Raw genomic sequence first — 15,217 nt, forward strand, 5'->3', positions numbered from 1 at the left:
TGTATGAAGTATATATATGCTGTCTGTTTTCTGTTATTAGTATGTGGCTGTCATAAAGAAAATGACACTCCCGCTGTTTTACCTGCACGGACACTATTGGTTTATCTGGGAGGAGATAATAATCTTGATGCGGAAACCTATGACAAACTTGTTCAAATTAAAAATGGATGGGAAGACGAGACAGATGGAAAAATAATAGTGTATCAGGATACACCATTTAAGGACTCTCCACGATTGATGGAAATTGATGGAAAAAGTGAGAAAGGCTATATTACCATACATACCTATGACCAAGAAAACTCAGCCTCCCCTCAAGTGCTTAAACGAGTTATAAACGACGTAACTCGGCTTTATCCTGCTAAAAGCTACGGTTTAATCGTGTTTTCCCATGGCAGTGGCTGGCTTCCTCCACATACATTGGTTAATGGCTCGCGGTCTATCATCATCGATAATGATAATGAAATGGAAATAACAGATTTTGCTATGGCCCTCCCGGACCATTTATTTGAATTCATAATCTTTGAAGCATGTAATATGGCAGGTATTGAGGTGGCTTATGAATTAAGAAATAAAGCAGCATATATCATGGCTTCCTCTGCCCCAGTAGTATCTCCGGGATTCACTCCTATCTATGCCGGCAGTATTTCCTGTCTGCTTGAAGAAACTGCTGATTTGCAAAGATTTGCAGAAAATTATTTTCATTATTGGAATTTGATGGAAGGCGATAAACGTTCTGCTACCATTAGCATAATAAAAACTGCCGGATTATCAAATTTAGCGAATTTGATACGACAGATCAATACAGAAATATCTGGTTCTTTCCTCCCGGTCGGTAACCTTCAAAATTATGATGGAGTTTTAAAAGCCCCATTCTATTTTTTTGATTTTGCTCAATATTATCAATCATTATCAGATGAAGATACATACAATGCACTTCAAGAATATATCAGCCAATGTGTGGTTTACAAAAGGAATACTCCTTTTTATGCTACGGAAGAAGGAATATTCCCTATCACAGCATTTTCAGGTATGACCACTTTTATTATGCAGAGAGAACTTAATGACTTAAATGAGGAATATACAAAACTACAATGGTATAAAGATACTAATACACATTAGAGAATATGTAGGATAACTTTCTATGGAATGACATTTGGGGAAAATCTTTTATCAGTTCAAAGAGATAAGACATATATAAAGATCTACTACTTTTTTACATCAATAGAATACAATTTAATTATTATAATATACAGAAATTATCAGCTCAAAGGAATAGAATTAACAGAAGAAATTATTACTAAACATTGATGTTACTATTCAAAGAAATAAAGAACTAAGATAGTTATTCTATAAGTTAAAAGGGGCTGTCCCTAAAAAACAGCCCCTTTATATTATATACCAATTTTAATATTATTCGAATGCAATTGTAGCGGTTGTCACAATGCCTGCGAAGTCAGTGAATGTTAGAACTAAAGTACCCTTATCACCGATTTGGGCATTTACCAATTTAATACCTTCGCTAACAGAAGTGGCAGTAACATTATTCAAGCCGTCTACGCCATAAGCTACCTTAACTTTGTCTGCAGCAGTAGAATTAGATTCTTGAACAGTTACACCTTCGATTACAGGAATGCTATTACATACAGCAGATTCTCCCTTACCATACTGTAATGCCAAACCATTCTTCTTATTATTAGCAATAGTAAGTTTAGCGATAGTAAAGTCCGCACCAACCTTAGCAGTTGCACCAGCTACATTATCAGTATAGTAAACCAACTTAGCACCTTCAAAGATAGACATGATCTTAGTAGTGAACTTAGAAGACTTAACAGTCAAGTCATTTACACCTCCAAATGTATAAGAAGCTACAACACCCAATTCATTAACTTTCAAAGTCTTATTAGTATTTTGGATATTCTTTAGAGTTACAGAAGCACTTGATTGGTCTTCTATAACATCCTTATTATCCACTTTGTCAATTGTCAACTTGATATCATTTACAGCAGCCTTTGTATTGGGAAGGAATGCTCTTGTGAAGTTTACCACAGGTTTATTAGCAACTGAAGCTGCCAAACGGGCAACAAACTTACCATCTTCCCAAGCAGTTGTGTTCTTGAACAGTTTATTCCAAGTAGGCAGAGCAACTGTTACAGGAATTGTAACTGTCTTGATTGTGCTAACGGCAGTACCTGATTTTTGATCCTTGATTGTCAAAGTCAAATTATAGTTACCTGGCTTAGCCTTACCATTAACATTACCATTTACGGCAATCTTCATCCAACGGATATTGCGAGCATCTGAGCTAGCTAATACTACTTCACCATCATTTGCTGATCCATCTACAAATTTATCAGCAGGTTTACCATCCTTATCAGTATAGAATGTTACATTAGTAGAAGTCAAGTCATTTGCCAAGAAATTAACTTGATCTTTAACATTTTCAACAGTAATCTGAGTTAAGTTATCAATTTCTTCAGCATTAGCAGCAGACAAGCTAGAGAAAGCATCCTTCAAATCTACAACAATAGCATTTAAAACTCCGCTGTCATCCAAACCTAATTCATAAGTAGTAGCAGCGATAGTTTGAGTATCATCAGATTTAACACCACCAATCTTCAATGTTATGTTTTTGGTTGTTTCCTTTCCGTCAACACTCATGATATGGACAGTAGCAATCACTTCTTCTGCTTTTGCAGATTCTTTAATAGACAGATTCATACCATTAGCAGAAACGCCTAACTTTTCAGCTTTTGCTGTCTGAGTACCTTCAAAAGCAATGTAACCATCATAGAACTTAGAATCTGAGCAAACTAATGATGAAGAGCCAACAGGTACTTCAATATTACTGTTGTTGTCCAGTGGTTTGTCATGATTGTTTCCTATTGATTTCAGGTTAGTTGTACTCAAAGTAATACCATTTCCAACTGTTGTAGCATTATTTGTAATGGCATTATTTTCAGCCACTTTTACAGCAATTGAATAACCGGTATAAACTTTACCATTAATACGTAAAGCGTACAATTTTGCATTATAGCTGGAATTATCCCATGCACCAAATACTTTTGTAATATTATCTTTAGTAACATCACTCTTCAAAGTGATAGCCAAATTCCATTTGCCATTAGTTGCAGCAGCTCTAGGAGCGGTTGCAGCACCATCAGTACTATTCGGAGTGGCAACGATATTAACGGGAGCGATATCACCTTTTGTGTCAATTAATTCAAGTGTCATGCCTGATAAATCCACACTAGCGGGAGTAACAGATAATAATCCTTCAGCAGGTGCTATTTGTCCAATCATCAACTGATTCGCTGCAATATTTCCTTTGGGTCCTTTCCAATCAATCTTTCCATTGCTCTTATAGCCCCAATCAAGCCCAGTTACAGAAGTAGTGCTGGTAGTAGCTCCGAATGTTAGATCGCCAATCATAATTTCTGTAATTGTAGAAGAGGCAGTCGGTAATTTGATAACCTTTTCACCATCAGCACTATATACAGTCAATGTATAGCCTGTAGCTTCAGTTCCAGTAACAATAATACCAGATACAGGGATATTTGTATTTTCATATTCACCCTTTTCATTCAAAGTGTACCAATATCCACCTTCTGCTTTAACAGGAGCTTTTGCTGCATCTTTGGCAGGAAAAATACCTGTACCTTTACCATCAATCTTCAATTCACCAGTCTTTTCATCAACAGTAACTTGCTGAGCATCTTTACCCGGAGTTCCAGGAGCACCAGCTTCACCATCTTTTACATCCAAAGTAACGGTTACAGTACTTCCTTTAGAGAAAGTAAAAGTCATTCCTTTACCATCAGCGGTCTTAGTGATACCTGTTACATAATCACCATTCTCTACTTTTGTCTGCAAAGCTGCCAGCTGAGATTTCAAATCGGTCAACGTAGCGTTGATCTCATCGATCTCGTCATCATAGTCTTTACAAGATACAAACGTTCCTGTCGAGGTCACCATCAAGGCACCGAACAGGATTGCACTTAAAAATTTTTTGTTCATAATAGAAAAACTTTAAATTTATAAATTTAAAAACTCAAAATGTTTATTGTTATAAAAGGACTTAATTGCGTTGGACAACAAAAGGATTCCGGCTCTGCGATATATATTGCAGGGGAGTCATGCCGACCATCTTCCCGAACGCCACATAGAACACGCTCTTCGAGGCGAACCCGCAACGGCTGAAAAGCTCGCTCACAGGGCACTCATCACCCTCCAGCAGCTCCTTGGCGCGGGCAACCCTGTAGGAGTTTATCAGCCGCTTGAAGTTGCAGCCGAAGTAGTTGTTCACCGTATTACTCAGGTAGGTCGTATTCGTGCCGGAAACAAAAGAAGACTTATATCGTTATAAATCAGCGATGTAACCACCAAATAAAAAGCCATTCCGTCTATTGGTTATCTATAGAAGATCTAAATAGATTTTTATATGTTATCAACGGAGGACAGTTTGTACGAATAATTACATTTATTGAGGACATGGAAGGTCTTCAATTAGCTTAAAATGCACTTTGATAGCGTAAAATAGACAAATAGATGCACCGCCAGAGTGCAGGCCATATTTGCATGTTAAATTCAATATAGCATGAAAAAGTCACAAGAGCATTTCGAAAAATTATTAAAAGAAACAAATACGAGTTTCTATCGTTATCTGTATTCCAAGATAAATTGGAACAGCCGTATGATAGGTATTACCGGTCCTAGAGGAGTAGGCAAAACCACTTTGATGCTTCAACATATAAAAGAAGAACTGTATAGAAAAACCAATGTAATGAAAGACGATATTGAAGCCGGATATATGAATGTCGTATCCTTATGGCAATTGGGTGCTGAAAGTCGTATCATAAAATATAAAATACGCCAGAAGTGTGAATACCTTTATTCCATGCCTTACATATCCTCCAATGAATAGCTTGTATATTCTATCTGATATCTTTTTAACTCGCCTATAAGTTTTTGGGATTTTTCTTTCAAGACCGGCATAGATATTTTATTCCGGTTAATCTTTACCTCTGCTATCCGGGCTGTACGGTCAATACGGTTTACAGCTACGATATCAATTTCATTTTCTCCTTTTGAGTCCCACCAGTTTCCTATTATCGTGAAACGCTCCTCTTCCCATAGCTTTTGTTGGAAATATCGCTCCAATACCAGACCAGAATAAACATCATACCCTTTCTTTACAATATCCAATAATAAATCCGACCGGTGATTCTCCACCAAATCAAGGTTAGGATAGATAAAGCGAAACCAGAACTGTAGAAAATTGTCATTCAGCTTGTACTTGACTCCCTTGCTCCGTTCAGATGCAAAGATGGGACGCATCTTCTTCAAAAGGGTATAATTGATTTCAAGGTTACGCAGATAGGCACTTGTGGTGATACCTAAAACTGAATCAATCTCACCGGATGTGTTTTTTCCGTCAGCTATCAGGCTCAAGATAGAATAGTAAACGGCCCCCTCTTTTCTAAATTCCATATTAATCAAGTCATTCCCTTCTGTAAGAAAAGGCATGTATTCATTGGTAAAGCAAGTGAGCATCCGTTCTTTCTTGAAAGCCCCTTCGTCCATTAATGTTTCTATATATTTTGCCACCCCACCGGTCAGCATATAAAGACAAAGTAGATCTGCCGGAGTATAAGCCGGATAATAATGCCTTAGAATTTGTTTCTGTGTTGCTATGCTGAACGGCTGCAAGTCCAGACGCTTGGTCATCCGTCCATACATGGCTGATTTTTTATCCTCAAACAGTTCTTTCATCAGTGAATAAATGGAGCCGCAAGTAATGAAGTTTATTTTCATATCCGGCTTGTATTTATCCCATAATTCTTGCATGTCAGCAAAAATACTCTTGCGTACATAAAAGAACTCCTGTACTTCATCTATTACCAGGTTCAACTGGTTCTGAGTGGCATACGAAAACAGAATATCAAAAATATCACGCATAGAACGTACCGATCCATAGACAGATATACCAAGTTCCCTCTGTATCTGTCTTTGTATAGAACTGCAGAAGGTGGCTTCCGCCTCATTTTTCGCCAATATATAAAGGCATTGCCTACCTTGAAAATTCCGTCTTATCAGACTGGTCTTGCCGATTCGGCGTCTGCCCATGACTATGGTGAACCGTGCCGATGATGCGGACAATTCTTCCTCCCTTCTGAGTATCTCTAATTCTTTCTCTCTGCCAAAGAAATCCATATATTATTAATATTTAGTCGCTTATAAAAATAATAACGATTATAATAACCATGGTTATTTTTGCAAATATACCTTTGTTTATTTGGAGCAGCAAGAATTGTGATATAATTTATCTGAAAAAGTACCGAAAAAAATAATCGAATTTGATAGACTGAAGGAAAAGGCTATCCGGGATCTCATTTTCCGGCTGCATGACGCAATAATTTATCTTGAGTATAGAAATGCCGGGAGGATTATTGTTACATAGCCTGAAAGATATAAATCTTTCGTGCCGATAATAAATCAGGTTCAAAACATGGATGGTGATCTGTTCATTCGCAGGTGGGAATGCTGAGATTATCTTCATATTAAATGCCTCAGCGATAAAACCCGATTGTTCCTTTTCTCCTTTCATCTACCGCTGAAACTCCCTGCCCATAGGCGTTCCGGCTATGAAGGGGCTCCTGTCATTGCCCTGTCAGCCTCCTTTCAGCCTGCTCTTTCACATTTTTTGTGAAGGGACAAAACGATACGGGCTGAAATGGACGTGAGGGGAAGTGGTTTCAGCTTTAACCGGCTGATTTTCTGTGCATATTACATAAGATGACAGGATGAGGGGAAAAGGGAGCGTATCGGATTAGTGGGGGAGTAATACACGGAACAGACCAGGTCTGTAAGCTGGACAGGCTAAGTCTGTACGTTGAACAGGCTAAGTCTGTGCACTGAACAAGCTGGCGTGTTTTAAAAACGTATAGTTGTTTTTTAAAAGCCTGAAGATGTTTTCTTAAAAGTTGAAGGCGTATTTTTTAAAGCTCAAGGTGTATTTTAAAAACATAAAGGCGTATTCAACAATAACATTAGTAACGTATAAGCCCCGACATTAGTAACGTGTCAGCCCGCATGTTAGTAACGTGTAAGCCCACACGTACATAAGCATCGGGGCACACATACGCAAGCATCGGCCTACACATACGTATGTATTGCGCCCTGTATCCATTGAATTTTGCCCCAAGTTCCATTAAATCCTGCACCAAGTCCCATCGGATCTTGCCCCAAGTTTCATCGAATCCTGCACCAAGTTCCATACCCTATTACCCGCCCCTCTTGACAAACGCCTTTTTATGTTGTATATTTGTAGTTTGCCAAACTAAAAAAGGTAACCTATGAATGTATTCGCCACTCTCAAAACAGTCTTCTTCGGAAGCAAATTCCTGTCAAGCCCTGTTTCCACCGAGGGAACATTGCGCCGTGATCTCGTATCCGCCCTCAACGGAGTGATGCCGCTTTGCCGCACTATCCCCGGTGTGCGTCTGGCACTGGATATCCGCGAGGGGCAGCTGGCTCTGGTACTGAACTGGACTCCGCGCACCGACGGGAAGGCACCCACGGGCAGTTACCACTACATCGTGTCAGTCGAAGACGGAGTGAGAGAAGTGGCCGGATCACAGGTGCTCCTCGCTGAAAACGGCAAGGACAACTTGCCGGAAAATGTGGACGTTTCCCACAAACGCCCGGCAGCCTCAACCGAAAAAGCAAAGGAACATTCCGCCCATACGAAAGACGTTCAAAAGAAAACGGAACAAGCACCCTCGGAAAACACCGGCAGGAAGGCAAAATCACGTACCCTGATGCAGGAAGTGACCGCTTTCCTCACCTCCCGCTACCGTTTCCGCTTCAATGTCCTTACCGAGGAAACCGAGGTGGCGGACGTAGCAGACAACATTCCCGACACCCACCTGCGCTACACCAAGGTGGACGAGCGATGGATGAACTCGCTCAGTATGGAAGCCATCGAAACAGGCATAGACTGCTGGGACAGGGACATCCAACGCTTTGTGCGCTCGCGCCGCATCAGCGAATACCATCCCTTCACCGCCTACTTTGAGCACCTCCCCGAATGGGACGGAACGGACCGGGTATCCGCACTCGCCCGCCGGGTGTCCGAAGACCCGGTATGGGTGAACGGTTTCCACCGCTGGATGCTGGGGCTCTCCGCCCAATGGATGCAGCTTAATCCGGATAATAACCGCGCCAACAGTGTGGCCCCCCTGCTGGTGAGCAGCCGTCAGGGACTGGGGAAAAGTACGTTCTGCCGCCTGCTGATGCCCGATACGCTGAAAGCCTACTACACGGAAAGTTACGACCTCAGCTCCCCGGCATCCGCCGAAGCCAGACTGGCCGCCTACGGCCTGATCAACCTGGATGAGTTTGACAAACTAGGCGCATCCAAAATGCCCTTGCTGAAGAACCTGATGCAGGCCTCCGCACTGAACATCCGCAAGGCCTACAAACGCAGTGCATCGGCACTTCCCCGCATCGCCTCGTTCATCGGCACCAGCAACCGGGAGGACCTGCTGGTGGACCGTACCGGCTCACGACGCTTCCTCTGTGTCAGCCTGGAACACGCCATAGACTGCGCCACGCCCGTAGAGCACAAGCAGCTGTACGCCCAGCTCAAGGCGGAGCTTCTGTCCGGTGAGCGAAGCTGGTTCAACAAGGAAGAGGAACAAGCCATGCAGCAGCACAACGCCCTGTTCTACAAGCACATACCCGAAGAGGAAGTATTCCGCCTCTGCTTCCGTTTTGCCACCGAAGAGGACCATCCGCAGGAAGTGCTGACCCTTTCCGCCACCCAGTTGTTCGAGCGCATGAAAGCCGCCCATCCTTCGGTCATGAGGGGCATGACCGCCTACAGTCTGAGCCGTATCCTGCCCCAGCTGGGCGAACGGGTGCATACCGCCAAGGGGAATGTGTACCGCGTGGTGGCATGCTAAACATTCAAGCCATATACACAGTCTGCTCATTGGAGAATATGCAAACATACATTCACACTTCCGGACAATAAAGTTTGGAAGCGTGAATGCCATTCTTTCTATTTTTCAGCCTGCTGCCGAGTCAGCCGGCATTATAATGAACGCTGCGTACCAAACGTATTTTGTATTTTACCGTACTTCCCGCCTGTAAGAATTTGGATGAGGTTTTAAATCCGAATGCATAGATAACTCCGTTAAAGTCATATACATATCGTTTCTCGATATCCAACAGCGGGTCTCCGTTTTGCAATCCCTCTATCGTTTCATTCAGCTCATCCAGTGATACGCCACAGAACGTATCATGCAACACCTTCGCCTCCTCCTCAGACGGGAGATACCATCCGTTTGCTTCCTCCTCCTTTATGATATTCCGCACATCGGAAGCCAGACCACCCCACTCATCCAGACTCATCAACAAAACATCCGCTCCCGTGGGACTTGCATTCTCTATACCGGCAACAATTCCTCCATTCCAGATATTGCCAATCTCGGGCAGCCCGGAAAGATCCGGATTGGCAGGAGGATTCTCATCACCGCTGTTATCTTCCCCTGCACCGCCAAAATCAAATTTAACATCTACCGGATCCTTCCATTCACCTGATATCAAACTGCCCCCCACCGTGACATCGCCCGAATAGCTGCCCCCGATATTTAATGGCACATTGGCTTCCGGCTTTCCATTGAAAGTGTATCCAAACGTCTTTGTCTGGCTGTCATCTTCCAGGGTTATGGAGAAAACCGTCTGAGAGCCGCTCCCCGGAAAAATATAAAAGGGAGGGGCGCTCCAAGTACCATCCGATTCCAACTCACAAGCAATTTCCGTGCTCTTGTCTTTGCCGGAGTATTCCCTTGTGAACGACAGGGAAGAATATAGAGGTGAAATCTGCAAACTGACTTTCTTGACATTTGACGGTATGTCCGCCAAACTGACATTAACTAAAGACACAGCATAATAGAGGGTGACGGAAACAGAAATGTTCTTTTTATTGGTTATGGTAACCGTTGAGGTTCCCAGCATCAGCGCACGTGAGCTGCTGTTGTTTTCTTTCATAACAATCACATCGTCAAGGCAAGGATTTTCCGGAACGGTATATTCCTCTCCCAGACCGGCTATTGCAACAATGGTGTATCGGGCAGGAGGCAGCTTCATTTCGATCGGGCCGTTGTCTGTCATTTTCAGGCTGGCAGAACAGCTGCCATTTTCTGCAAAGGCATAGATATAAGCCGGATAATTAATCTGGGATTCTCCGCTGGACCGGGCTGATATCTTCAGAGGAAGATTTGTTTGCGATACTCCATCCTCCTCGTCTTCTTCATCGTACATCGGGCGTTGGCAAGAAACGGCAGACAGCAGTAATAAAAACAGCAGTACCTTTAATTCAGTTAATCTATAATTCATAGCACATTATTTATTTGTGGATTTATTTCTTCCCCGTCTATAATTATATCCTCCTCCTCATTTCCCGGAGTCCAGCCCGAAATACTTCCTCCCGTGATAATTACATTTCCGTCTTTCACAACGATATTGTATTTGTGGATACATCCGGACAATAAGCCCGTGGACAGGTCTTCGCGCCGTGCTATGTATTGTTTGTTGTTACGGGTATATTCAATGACGAGACTGACAGGATGGCTTGTCACAGTCTTCGGGGCTATGTTTTCATCCCGCCCGCCTCCGTTCAGGATAAAATAGAAGGAAGCATCCTGATTGTTCATGGTATGCGACGGAGTGATCTGGAAGGTTTCCTTGGCAGTTCCGCTGATGGTGACGCTGTTCGTTCCAAAGGAATAGTACCCTTGAGTCATCAGTTCATTCCCCTCCAGTCTGATTTTATCAATAACGGCTTGTGCCATATCCCCTTCACCTTTTATGTTTATCTTCAATAGTGACAAAATGTGCTTGAACGCATACTCGCCCGAAAAGGCAACATTTCCAAGGTCGGTATTATAGGAAAGTTTCCTGGACGCTACCAGAAAGTCATATTGGTCTATATTTTCCCAAGTTCCGTCCTGAGTGTCGAGGGAAGGCATTTTTATATTTTCCTTGCTTTCGGTTTCGGAAGCGGAGTAGGGATAATACGCGCAAAAAGTATGTTCCCCGTTTTTATCTTTCCAGAAAACACTCTTTTCTGTTGTCCAGGAAGTTCCGTCGAACCCCCAGCGGACAGCACTGTCATCGTCCATAAAGACACCTATTTTGTCGTTCTTGCCAAAGTTGGCGGCAGTGTTTTCATTGTCTTGCAGGTAGCGTGCTCCGGAGGCTGTCTTTCCAATCCTTGCCATAATAGATACCGTGTACTCTTTTTCTTGTAGCTGTTCTGCCTCTTCACTGTTTTGACAGGCAGAGAGGCATAGGATCGTCAGTAACGATGCATACAGTAATTTTTTCATTCTTTTATTTTATAATAGTGAGGGGCAAGGAATCAGCTTGTCCGTTAAAATTAAAATGAGGACAAGTTGAATTGGTCAAGGATTAAAGCGTATCCGCTTGTTGTCGGTAAGAAATAGAACCTGTATCCGGCTGCGAAAGTAATTCATTATTTGCAAAAAGAAAAACAAATAGGTGAAAATATGAAAAAATAAATAAGCAAAAACATAAGCGGCCCAACTGTTTGATTGATATACGCCAACAGGAAAAATGTCTGGAATGATTGCTAATTATATAAATGTCAAATACTTGGCAATACGTCTTGTTTAGTGACCAACAACTATTATCCAACGAATGATATCTCCAATAATATTCAGTAAACAGACATCATATATTCATAAATCATTCAGTATATTGAAAGATAATTCGTGTTTTCGTTGCTGTAAGCAAACAGAATATGGAGAAAAGAGTTATTGAAAGTTTGGAGCGGGTCTTATTCAATTGACAGGGTTACAACCCCAAAAGGGAAAGATTTCCGACTGATAAATCTTCCTTTTTATTATGTGAATTGCTTGCCGCTTATTCTTCAGTCGATAGCTTTATGTTCCTTTGAACAAAAAAATGCAACGCTGACGTTGTAATCTATTTTTTCTATCCCTATAATTTCATATCAGTAACGAACTCTAGTAGAATCCATCTAAATAGAGTTCGTTTTGCTTTTTGTCATACTAAGAGATAAATACTTAATTATCAATACAGTATATACGATTTGTTTCCGGCACGAATACGACCTACTTGAGTAATACGGTGAACAACTATTTCGGCTGCAACTTCAAGCGGTTGATAAACTCCTACAGGGTTGCCCGCGCCAAGGAGCTGCTGGAGGGTGATGAGTGCCCTGTGAGCGAGCTTTTCAGCCGTTGCGGGTTCGCCTCGAAGAGCGTGTTCTATGTGGCGTTCGGGAAGATGGTCGGCATGACTCCCCTGCAATATATATCGCAGAGCCGGAATCCTTTTGTTGTCCAACGCAATTAAGTCCTTTTATAACAATAAACATTTTGAGTTTTTAAATTTATAAATTTAAAGTTTTTCTATTATGAATAAAAAATTTTTAAGTGCAATCCTGTTCGGTGCCTTGATGGTGACCTCGACAGGAACATTTGTATCTTGTAAAGATTACGATGATGATGTCACTGAACTTTGGGATGCCATCAACGGTCAAAAGACCGATTGGACAGCTAAAGTTACTGCTGTAGAGACATCTATCTCCAACTTGCAATCTGCTCAGACTGCATTGGAAGGTAAAATAGCGGAAACAAAAGATGCTGCTGAAAAAGCCGCTTTAGAGGCTCAGAAAGCCGCTATTGCTGCAGCTTCTGCTGAGTTGGCTACCGTGAAGGCTGAATTGGAAGCTTCCATCGCAAAATTGCAGGATGCCAATGAAGAAGAAATGACTAAAATCAAAGCAGAAGTCGAAAAGACTGTTGCCGCTATCGCTGAGGCTAATGGTAAGATAGCAGCCCTTCAGGCTTTCCAGTCAACTACTGAGGAAACTTTAAAAGCTTTGGCGGATGCTGATGCCACCTTGGCCGGAACTTTGAATACCTTGGATGCTGAGGTTAAAGCTAATGCTGTTGAAATAGGTAAGAATAAAGTGGCTATCGAAGCTCAACAAACAGCCTTGGCAGAATACATCCAATCCAATGATGCTGCCGTAGATGCTAGTAAAGCTGAGATCGAAAAGATTCAAACAGAGTTGAAAAAGCATCAGGAAGTGTTAGATAAATTGAATGCTTTCGATGTAAAAGAAACACAAGATGCAATTGCTCAATTGCAAAAAGATGTACAGAAGAACGCTGAAGAAATTACTACTATCAACAACAAGTTGGAAGTGTTATCTGCCGCTATTTATAAAGGTGTGACTCATGTTTCATTGATAGCAGGTCATTCTACCACTGAGGGAGCTTTCAATTGGAAATTGGAACTTCTTTCTGCCGAAGCTGTAAGAACATGGACTTTCGGTGACAAGCTGACAGGTGCTATTTCTTTTGAAAAAGGCGCTCGTTCTACTTTCACACAAAACTTCCTGATTCGTGTGTCTCCTACAGACGCTGTAATTTCAGCTGAAAACATCAAGCTGATTAATTCACAGGGTGCTGATATGGAAGGAATGGTTTCTGTCAGCGACGTGAAACCTTATACAGGATTGCTGACTCGTGGTATTTCTGCTAACGGTCTTTGGGAAGTTTCTGTTGAAATGAACAAAGAATACGATGCGGAAGCATTCAAAGCTGCTACTCAGGCAAAAGATGACAATGGAAACTATCCTGAAAAGCCTAATTACATTCTTTATGCAGTTAGCTTGAACACTACCTTGGATGCGGAAAAGGGTGCTTATTCTAGAAATGTAGTTTCTGAATACAGTCTTACCTTCGTTACTGATAATAAAAAGCCCGCTGACGAACTGATATTTGCAGTCGATAAGAAAAACGTTGAGAATATTGCTAACCGTTATGACGTAAAAACTGATTATAAATGAAGTAAGGGTGCACAAGCAGAACCTATCTTCAAAACTGATGGTGATAAAACAATTAATGTAACAGCAGATGCTAGCGACGACCGTGATGGAACAACTGAGAAGGCTTATGCTGTGACTTTGAACAAACCATTCACTGTAGCTCTTGGAAAGTTTGAACAGAGTGAATTTAAAGCAAGCGAGAATATCAGAGGCTTCTATGTAACGATTGATTATGATCGTGCCGGTGATTCAGACAGTAGCGAAAAAGTAGCATGGAAGAAGTATGCAGAAACAATCAAGGGATTGGATACAGTTACCGAAACCGGTTCTATTGATTTGACTATCACTGATGCAGATGCTTTGACAGACTATATTTGCTTCCGTGTATATGCTGTAAACCACGATGGTTCTTTGGTTGACCCTGATGGAAAAGCATTTGAAGTCGTGGTAGGCGAAGCTGCTGAAGAACTTGCTTCTTACAACTGTACTTGGACTTGGAAAAGCGCTCTTGAGAATGAAATTACTTTGGCACCTGTTGCAGAAGATGTATTTGGTGATTGGGTTGAGAATGTAGCAAAAGCCAATCAACCCCTTGAAGCTCCAGCTGATACGATCATATTGGGTGAAGAAAAAGCTAAACCTGCAATTAAGGGATTGCAATATTATGATGAAAATAAAGACGAAATCGTAATATCTTCGGCTTCTGACTTTAGAAGCAAAGCTAAGAATATTAAATATGTAAGTGCTGTATCTAATAGTGCCGCAAATGCAACTTGGTATGATAATGGCAAGAAATATACTCAAGCATTCGGATTCTACAACGACAGAGGTCAATTGCTGAAAACATTAACAATCAGTTTGACTAAAGTTATGCCTTCATTCCCTGCTTCCATCAAGCCATATACAGGAATCCTTCAAGATGGTACTTTGTTGAAGATCTATCCGAAATTGGACGGTGATGATGACGTAGTTTATGATCTGGATAATGTATGGCATGGTATATCCAAGGAAACTACATTTGCACAAATATTGGCTGATGATGAAGAAGCAACAGTTACCTATGTAGGCAGAGGAGATAATGGTGAGGATGACTTCAGTGACAATAAACCTGCATTAAAAGCTCCGAAGTCTATCTTGGATCCAGAATCGGAAACCTTTGAAACTAAGTTCCCGATGATTGTTACTTACAACTATGGTGAAATCAGTGAATGGGTAAAAGACTTGAAATATAGTTGGATTGTGGAAGGTACTAACTTTGATGTAGTATTTGGTAACTATGTTCACGATTGTACATTCGCTTGGGGAACTAAACCGGTATTGACCTATCCG

11 protein-coding genes are annotated in these 15,217 nt (G+C 41.6%); 6 read left to right on the forward strand and 5 right to left on the reverse strand.

The window, feature by feature from the left end:
- Nucleotides 1-3: 3 nt before the first annotated feature.
- Nucleotides 4-1,119, forward strand: coding sequence for a clostripain-related cysteine peptidase (locus ACYQ0C_RS22260; protein ID WP_016275046.1), 1,116 nt, complete (start codon nt 4-6; stop codon nt 1,117-1,119).
- Nucleotides 1,120-1,410: 291 nt separating this feature from the next.
- Here the strand turns inward: ACYQ0C_RS22260 and ACYQ0C_RS22265 are convergent, their stop codons facing one another.
- Together ACYQ0C_RS22265 and ACYQ0C_RS22270 are read right to left on the reverse strand one after the other, a co-directional pair.
- Nucleotides 1,411-4,014 (reverse strand): PL29 family lyase N-terminal domain-containing protein, encoded by a 2,604-nt coding sequence (locus tag ACYQ0C_RS22265; RefSeq protein ID WP_016275048.1) that lies wholly within the window; start codon nt 4,012-4,014, stop codon nt 1,411-1,413.
- Between the two features lie 61 nt (nt 4,015-4,075).
- The gene (locus ACYQ0C_RS22270) at nt 4,076-4,303 is read right to left on the reverse strand and encodes a helix-turn-helix domain-containing protein (RefSeq protein ID WP_244964618.1); all 228 of its coding nucleotides are present in this window, start codon (nt 4,301-4,303) and stop codon (nt 4,076-4,078) included.
- Nucleotides 4,304-4,594: 291 nt separating this feature from the next.
- On the opposite strand from ACYQ0C_RS22270, the gene ACYQ0C_RS22275 reads away from it, so the two are divergent.
- Nucleotides 4,595-4,921, forward strand: coding sequence for an AAA family ATPase (locus tag ACYQ0C_RS22275; RefSeq protein ID WP_016275062.1), 327 nt, complete (start codon nt 4,595-4,597; stop codon nt 4,919-4,921).
- Here ACYQ0C_RS22275 and ACYQ0C_RS22280 read toward each other — a convergent pair.
- Nucleotides 4,900-6,210 carry an ATP-binding protein gene (locus ACYQ0C_RS22280; RefSeq protein WP_016275061.1) on the reverse strand — a complete coding sequence of 437 codons (1,311 nt, stop codon included), beginning with the start codon at nt 6,208-6,210 and terminating at the stop codon, nt 4,900-4,902. The genes ACYQ0C_RS22275 and ACYQ0C_RS22280 overlap by 22 nt on opposite strands.
- 1,142 nt (nt 6,211-7,352) lie before the next feature.
- On the opposite strand from ACYQ0C_RS22280, the gene ACYQ0C_RS22285 reads away from it, so the two are divergent.
- Nucleotides 7,353-8,963: a VapE domain-containing protein gene (locus ACYQ0C_RS22285; RefSeq protein ID WP_016275059.1), complete on the forward strand. Its 1,611-nt coding sequence runs from the start codon at nt 7,353-7,355 to the stop codon at nt 8,961-8,963.
- A gap of 121 nt (nt 8,964-9,084) precedes the next feature.
- Here the strand turns inward: ACYQ0C_RS22285 and ACYQ0C_RS22290 are convergent, their stop codons facing one another.
- Together ACYQ0C_RS22290 and ACYQ0C_RS22295 are read right to left on the reverse strand one after the other, a co-directional pair.
- Nucleotides 9,085-10,401: a FimB/Mfa2 family fimbrial subunit gene (locus ACYQ0C_RS22290; RefSeq protein WP_016275058.1), complete on the reverse strand. Its 1,317-nt coding sequence runs from the start codon at nt 10,399-10,401 to the stop codon at nt 9,085-9,087.
- Nucleotides 10,398-11,393, reverse strand: coding sequence for a fimbrillin family protein (locus ACYQ0C_RS22295; RefSeq protein WP_016275057.1), 996 nt, complete (start codon nt 11,391-11,393; stop codon nt 10,398-10,400). Before ACYQ0C_RS22295 ends, ACYQ0C_RS22290 begins: the two co-directional genes overlap by 4 nt.
- A 784-nt stretch (nt 11,394-12,177) precedes the next feature.
- Between ACYQ0C_RS22295 and ACYQ0C_RS22300 the strand changes: the two genes are divergently transcribed.
- From ACYQ0C_RS22300 to ACYQ0C_RS22310, 3 genes are all read left to right on the forward strand, one after another.
- Nucleotides 12,178-12,405, forward strand: coding sequence for a helix-turn-helix domain-containing protein (locus tag ACYQ0C_RS22300; RefSeq protein ID WP_244964618.1), 228 nt, complete (start codon nt 12,178-12,180; stop codon nt 12,403-12,405).
- Nucleotides 12,406-12,466: 61 nt separating this feature from the next.
- Entirely contained in the window at nt 12,467-13,909 is a 1,443-nt protein-coding gene (locus tag ACYQ0C_RS22305; protein WP_016275066.1) for a hypothetical protein, read from the forward strand.
- Nucleotides 13,910-14,020: 111 nt separating this feature from the next.
- Nucleotides 14,021-15,217: hypothetical protein (locus ACYQ0C_RS22310; protein WP_459976911.1), on the forward strand; the 1,197-nt coding region annotated here is incomplete at its 3' end.

The organism is Phocaeicola sartorii JCM 17136 = DSM 21941, assembly GCF_054653615.1.

Coding starts and splice junctions, on each gene's coding strand:
- ACYQ0C_RS22260 (WP_016275046.1), top strand. CDS start 4: ATGAAGTATATATATGCTGTCTGTTTTCTGTTATTAGTATGTGGCTGT.
- ACYQ0C_RS22265 (WP_016275048.1), bottom strand. CDS start 4,014: ATGAACAAAAAATTTTTAAGTGCAATCCTGTTCGGTGCCTTGATGGTG.
- ACYQ0C_RS22275 (WP_016275062.1), top strand. CDS start 4,595: ATGAAAAAGTCACAAGAGCATTTCGAAAAATTATTAAAAGAAACAAAT.
- ACYQ0C_RS22280 (WP_016275061.1), bottom strand. CDS start 6,210: ATGGATTTCTTTGGCAGAGAGAAAGAATTAGAGATACTCAGAAGGGAG.
- ACYQ0C_RS22285 (WP_016275059.1), top strand. CDS start 7,353: ATGAATGTATTCGCCACTCTCAAAACAGTCTTCTTCGGAAGCAAATTC.
- ACYQ0C_RS22290 (WP_016275058.1), bottom strand. CDS start 10,401: ATGAATTATAGATTAACTGAATTAAAGGTACTGCTGTTTTTATTACTG.
- ACYQ0C_RS22295 (WP_016275057.1), bottom strand. CDS start 11,393: ATGAAAAAATTACTGTATGCATCGTTACTGACGATCCTATGCCTCTCT.
- ACYQ0C_RS22305 (WP_016275066.1), top strand. CDS start 12,467: ATGAATAAAAAATTTTTAAGTGCAATCCTGTTCGGTGCCTTGATGGTG.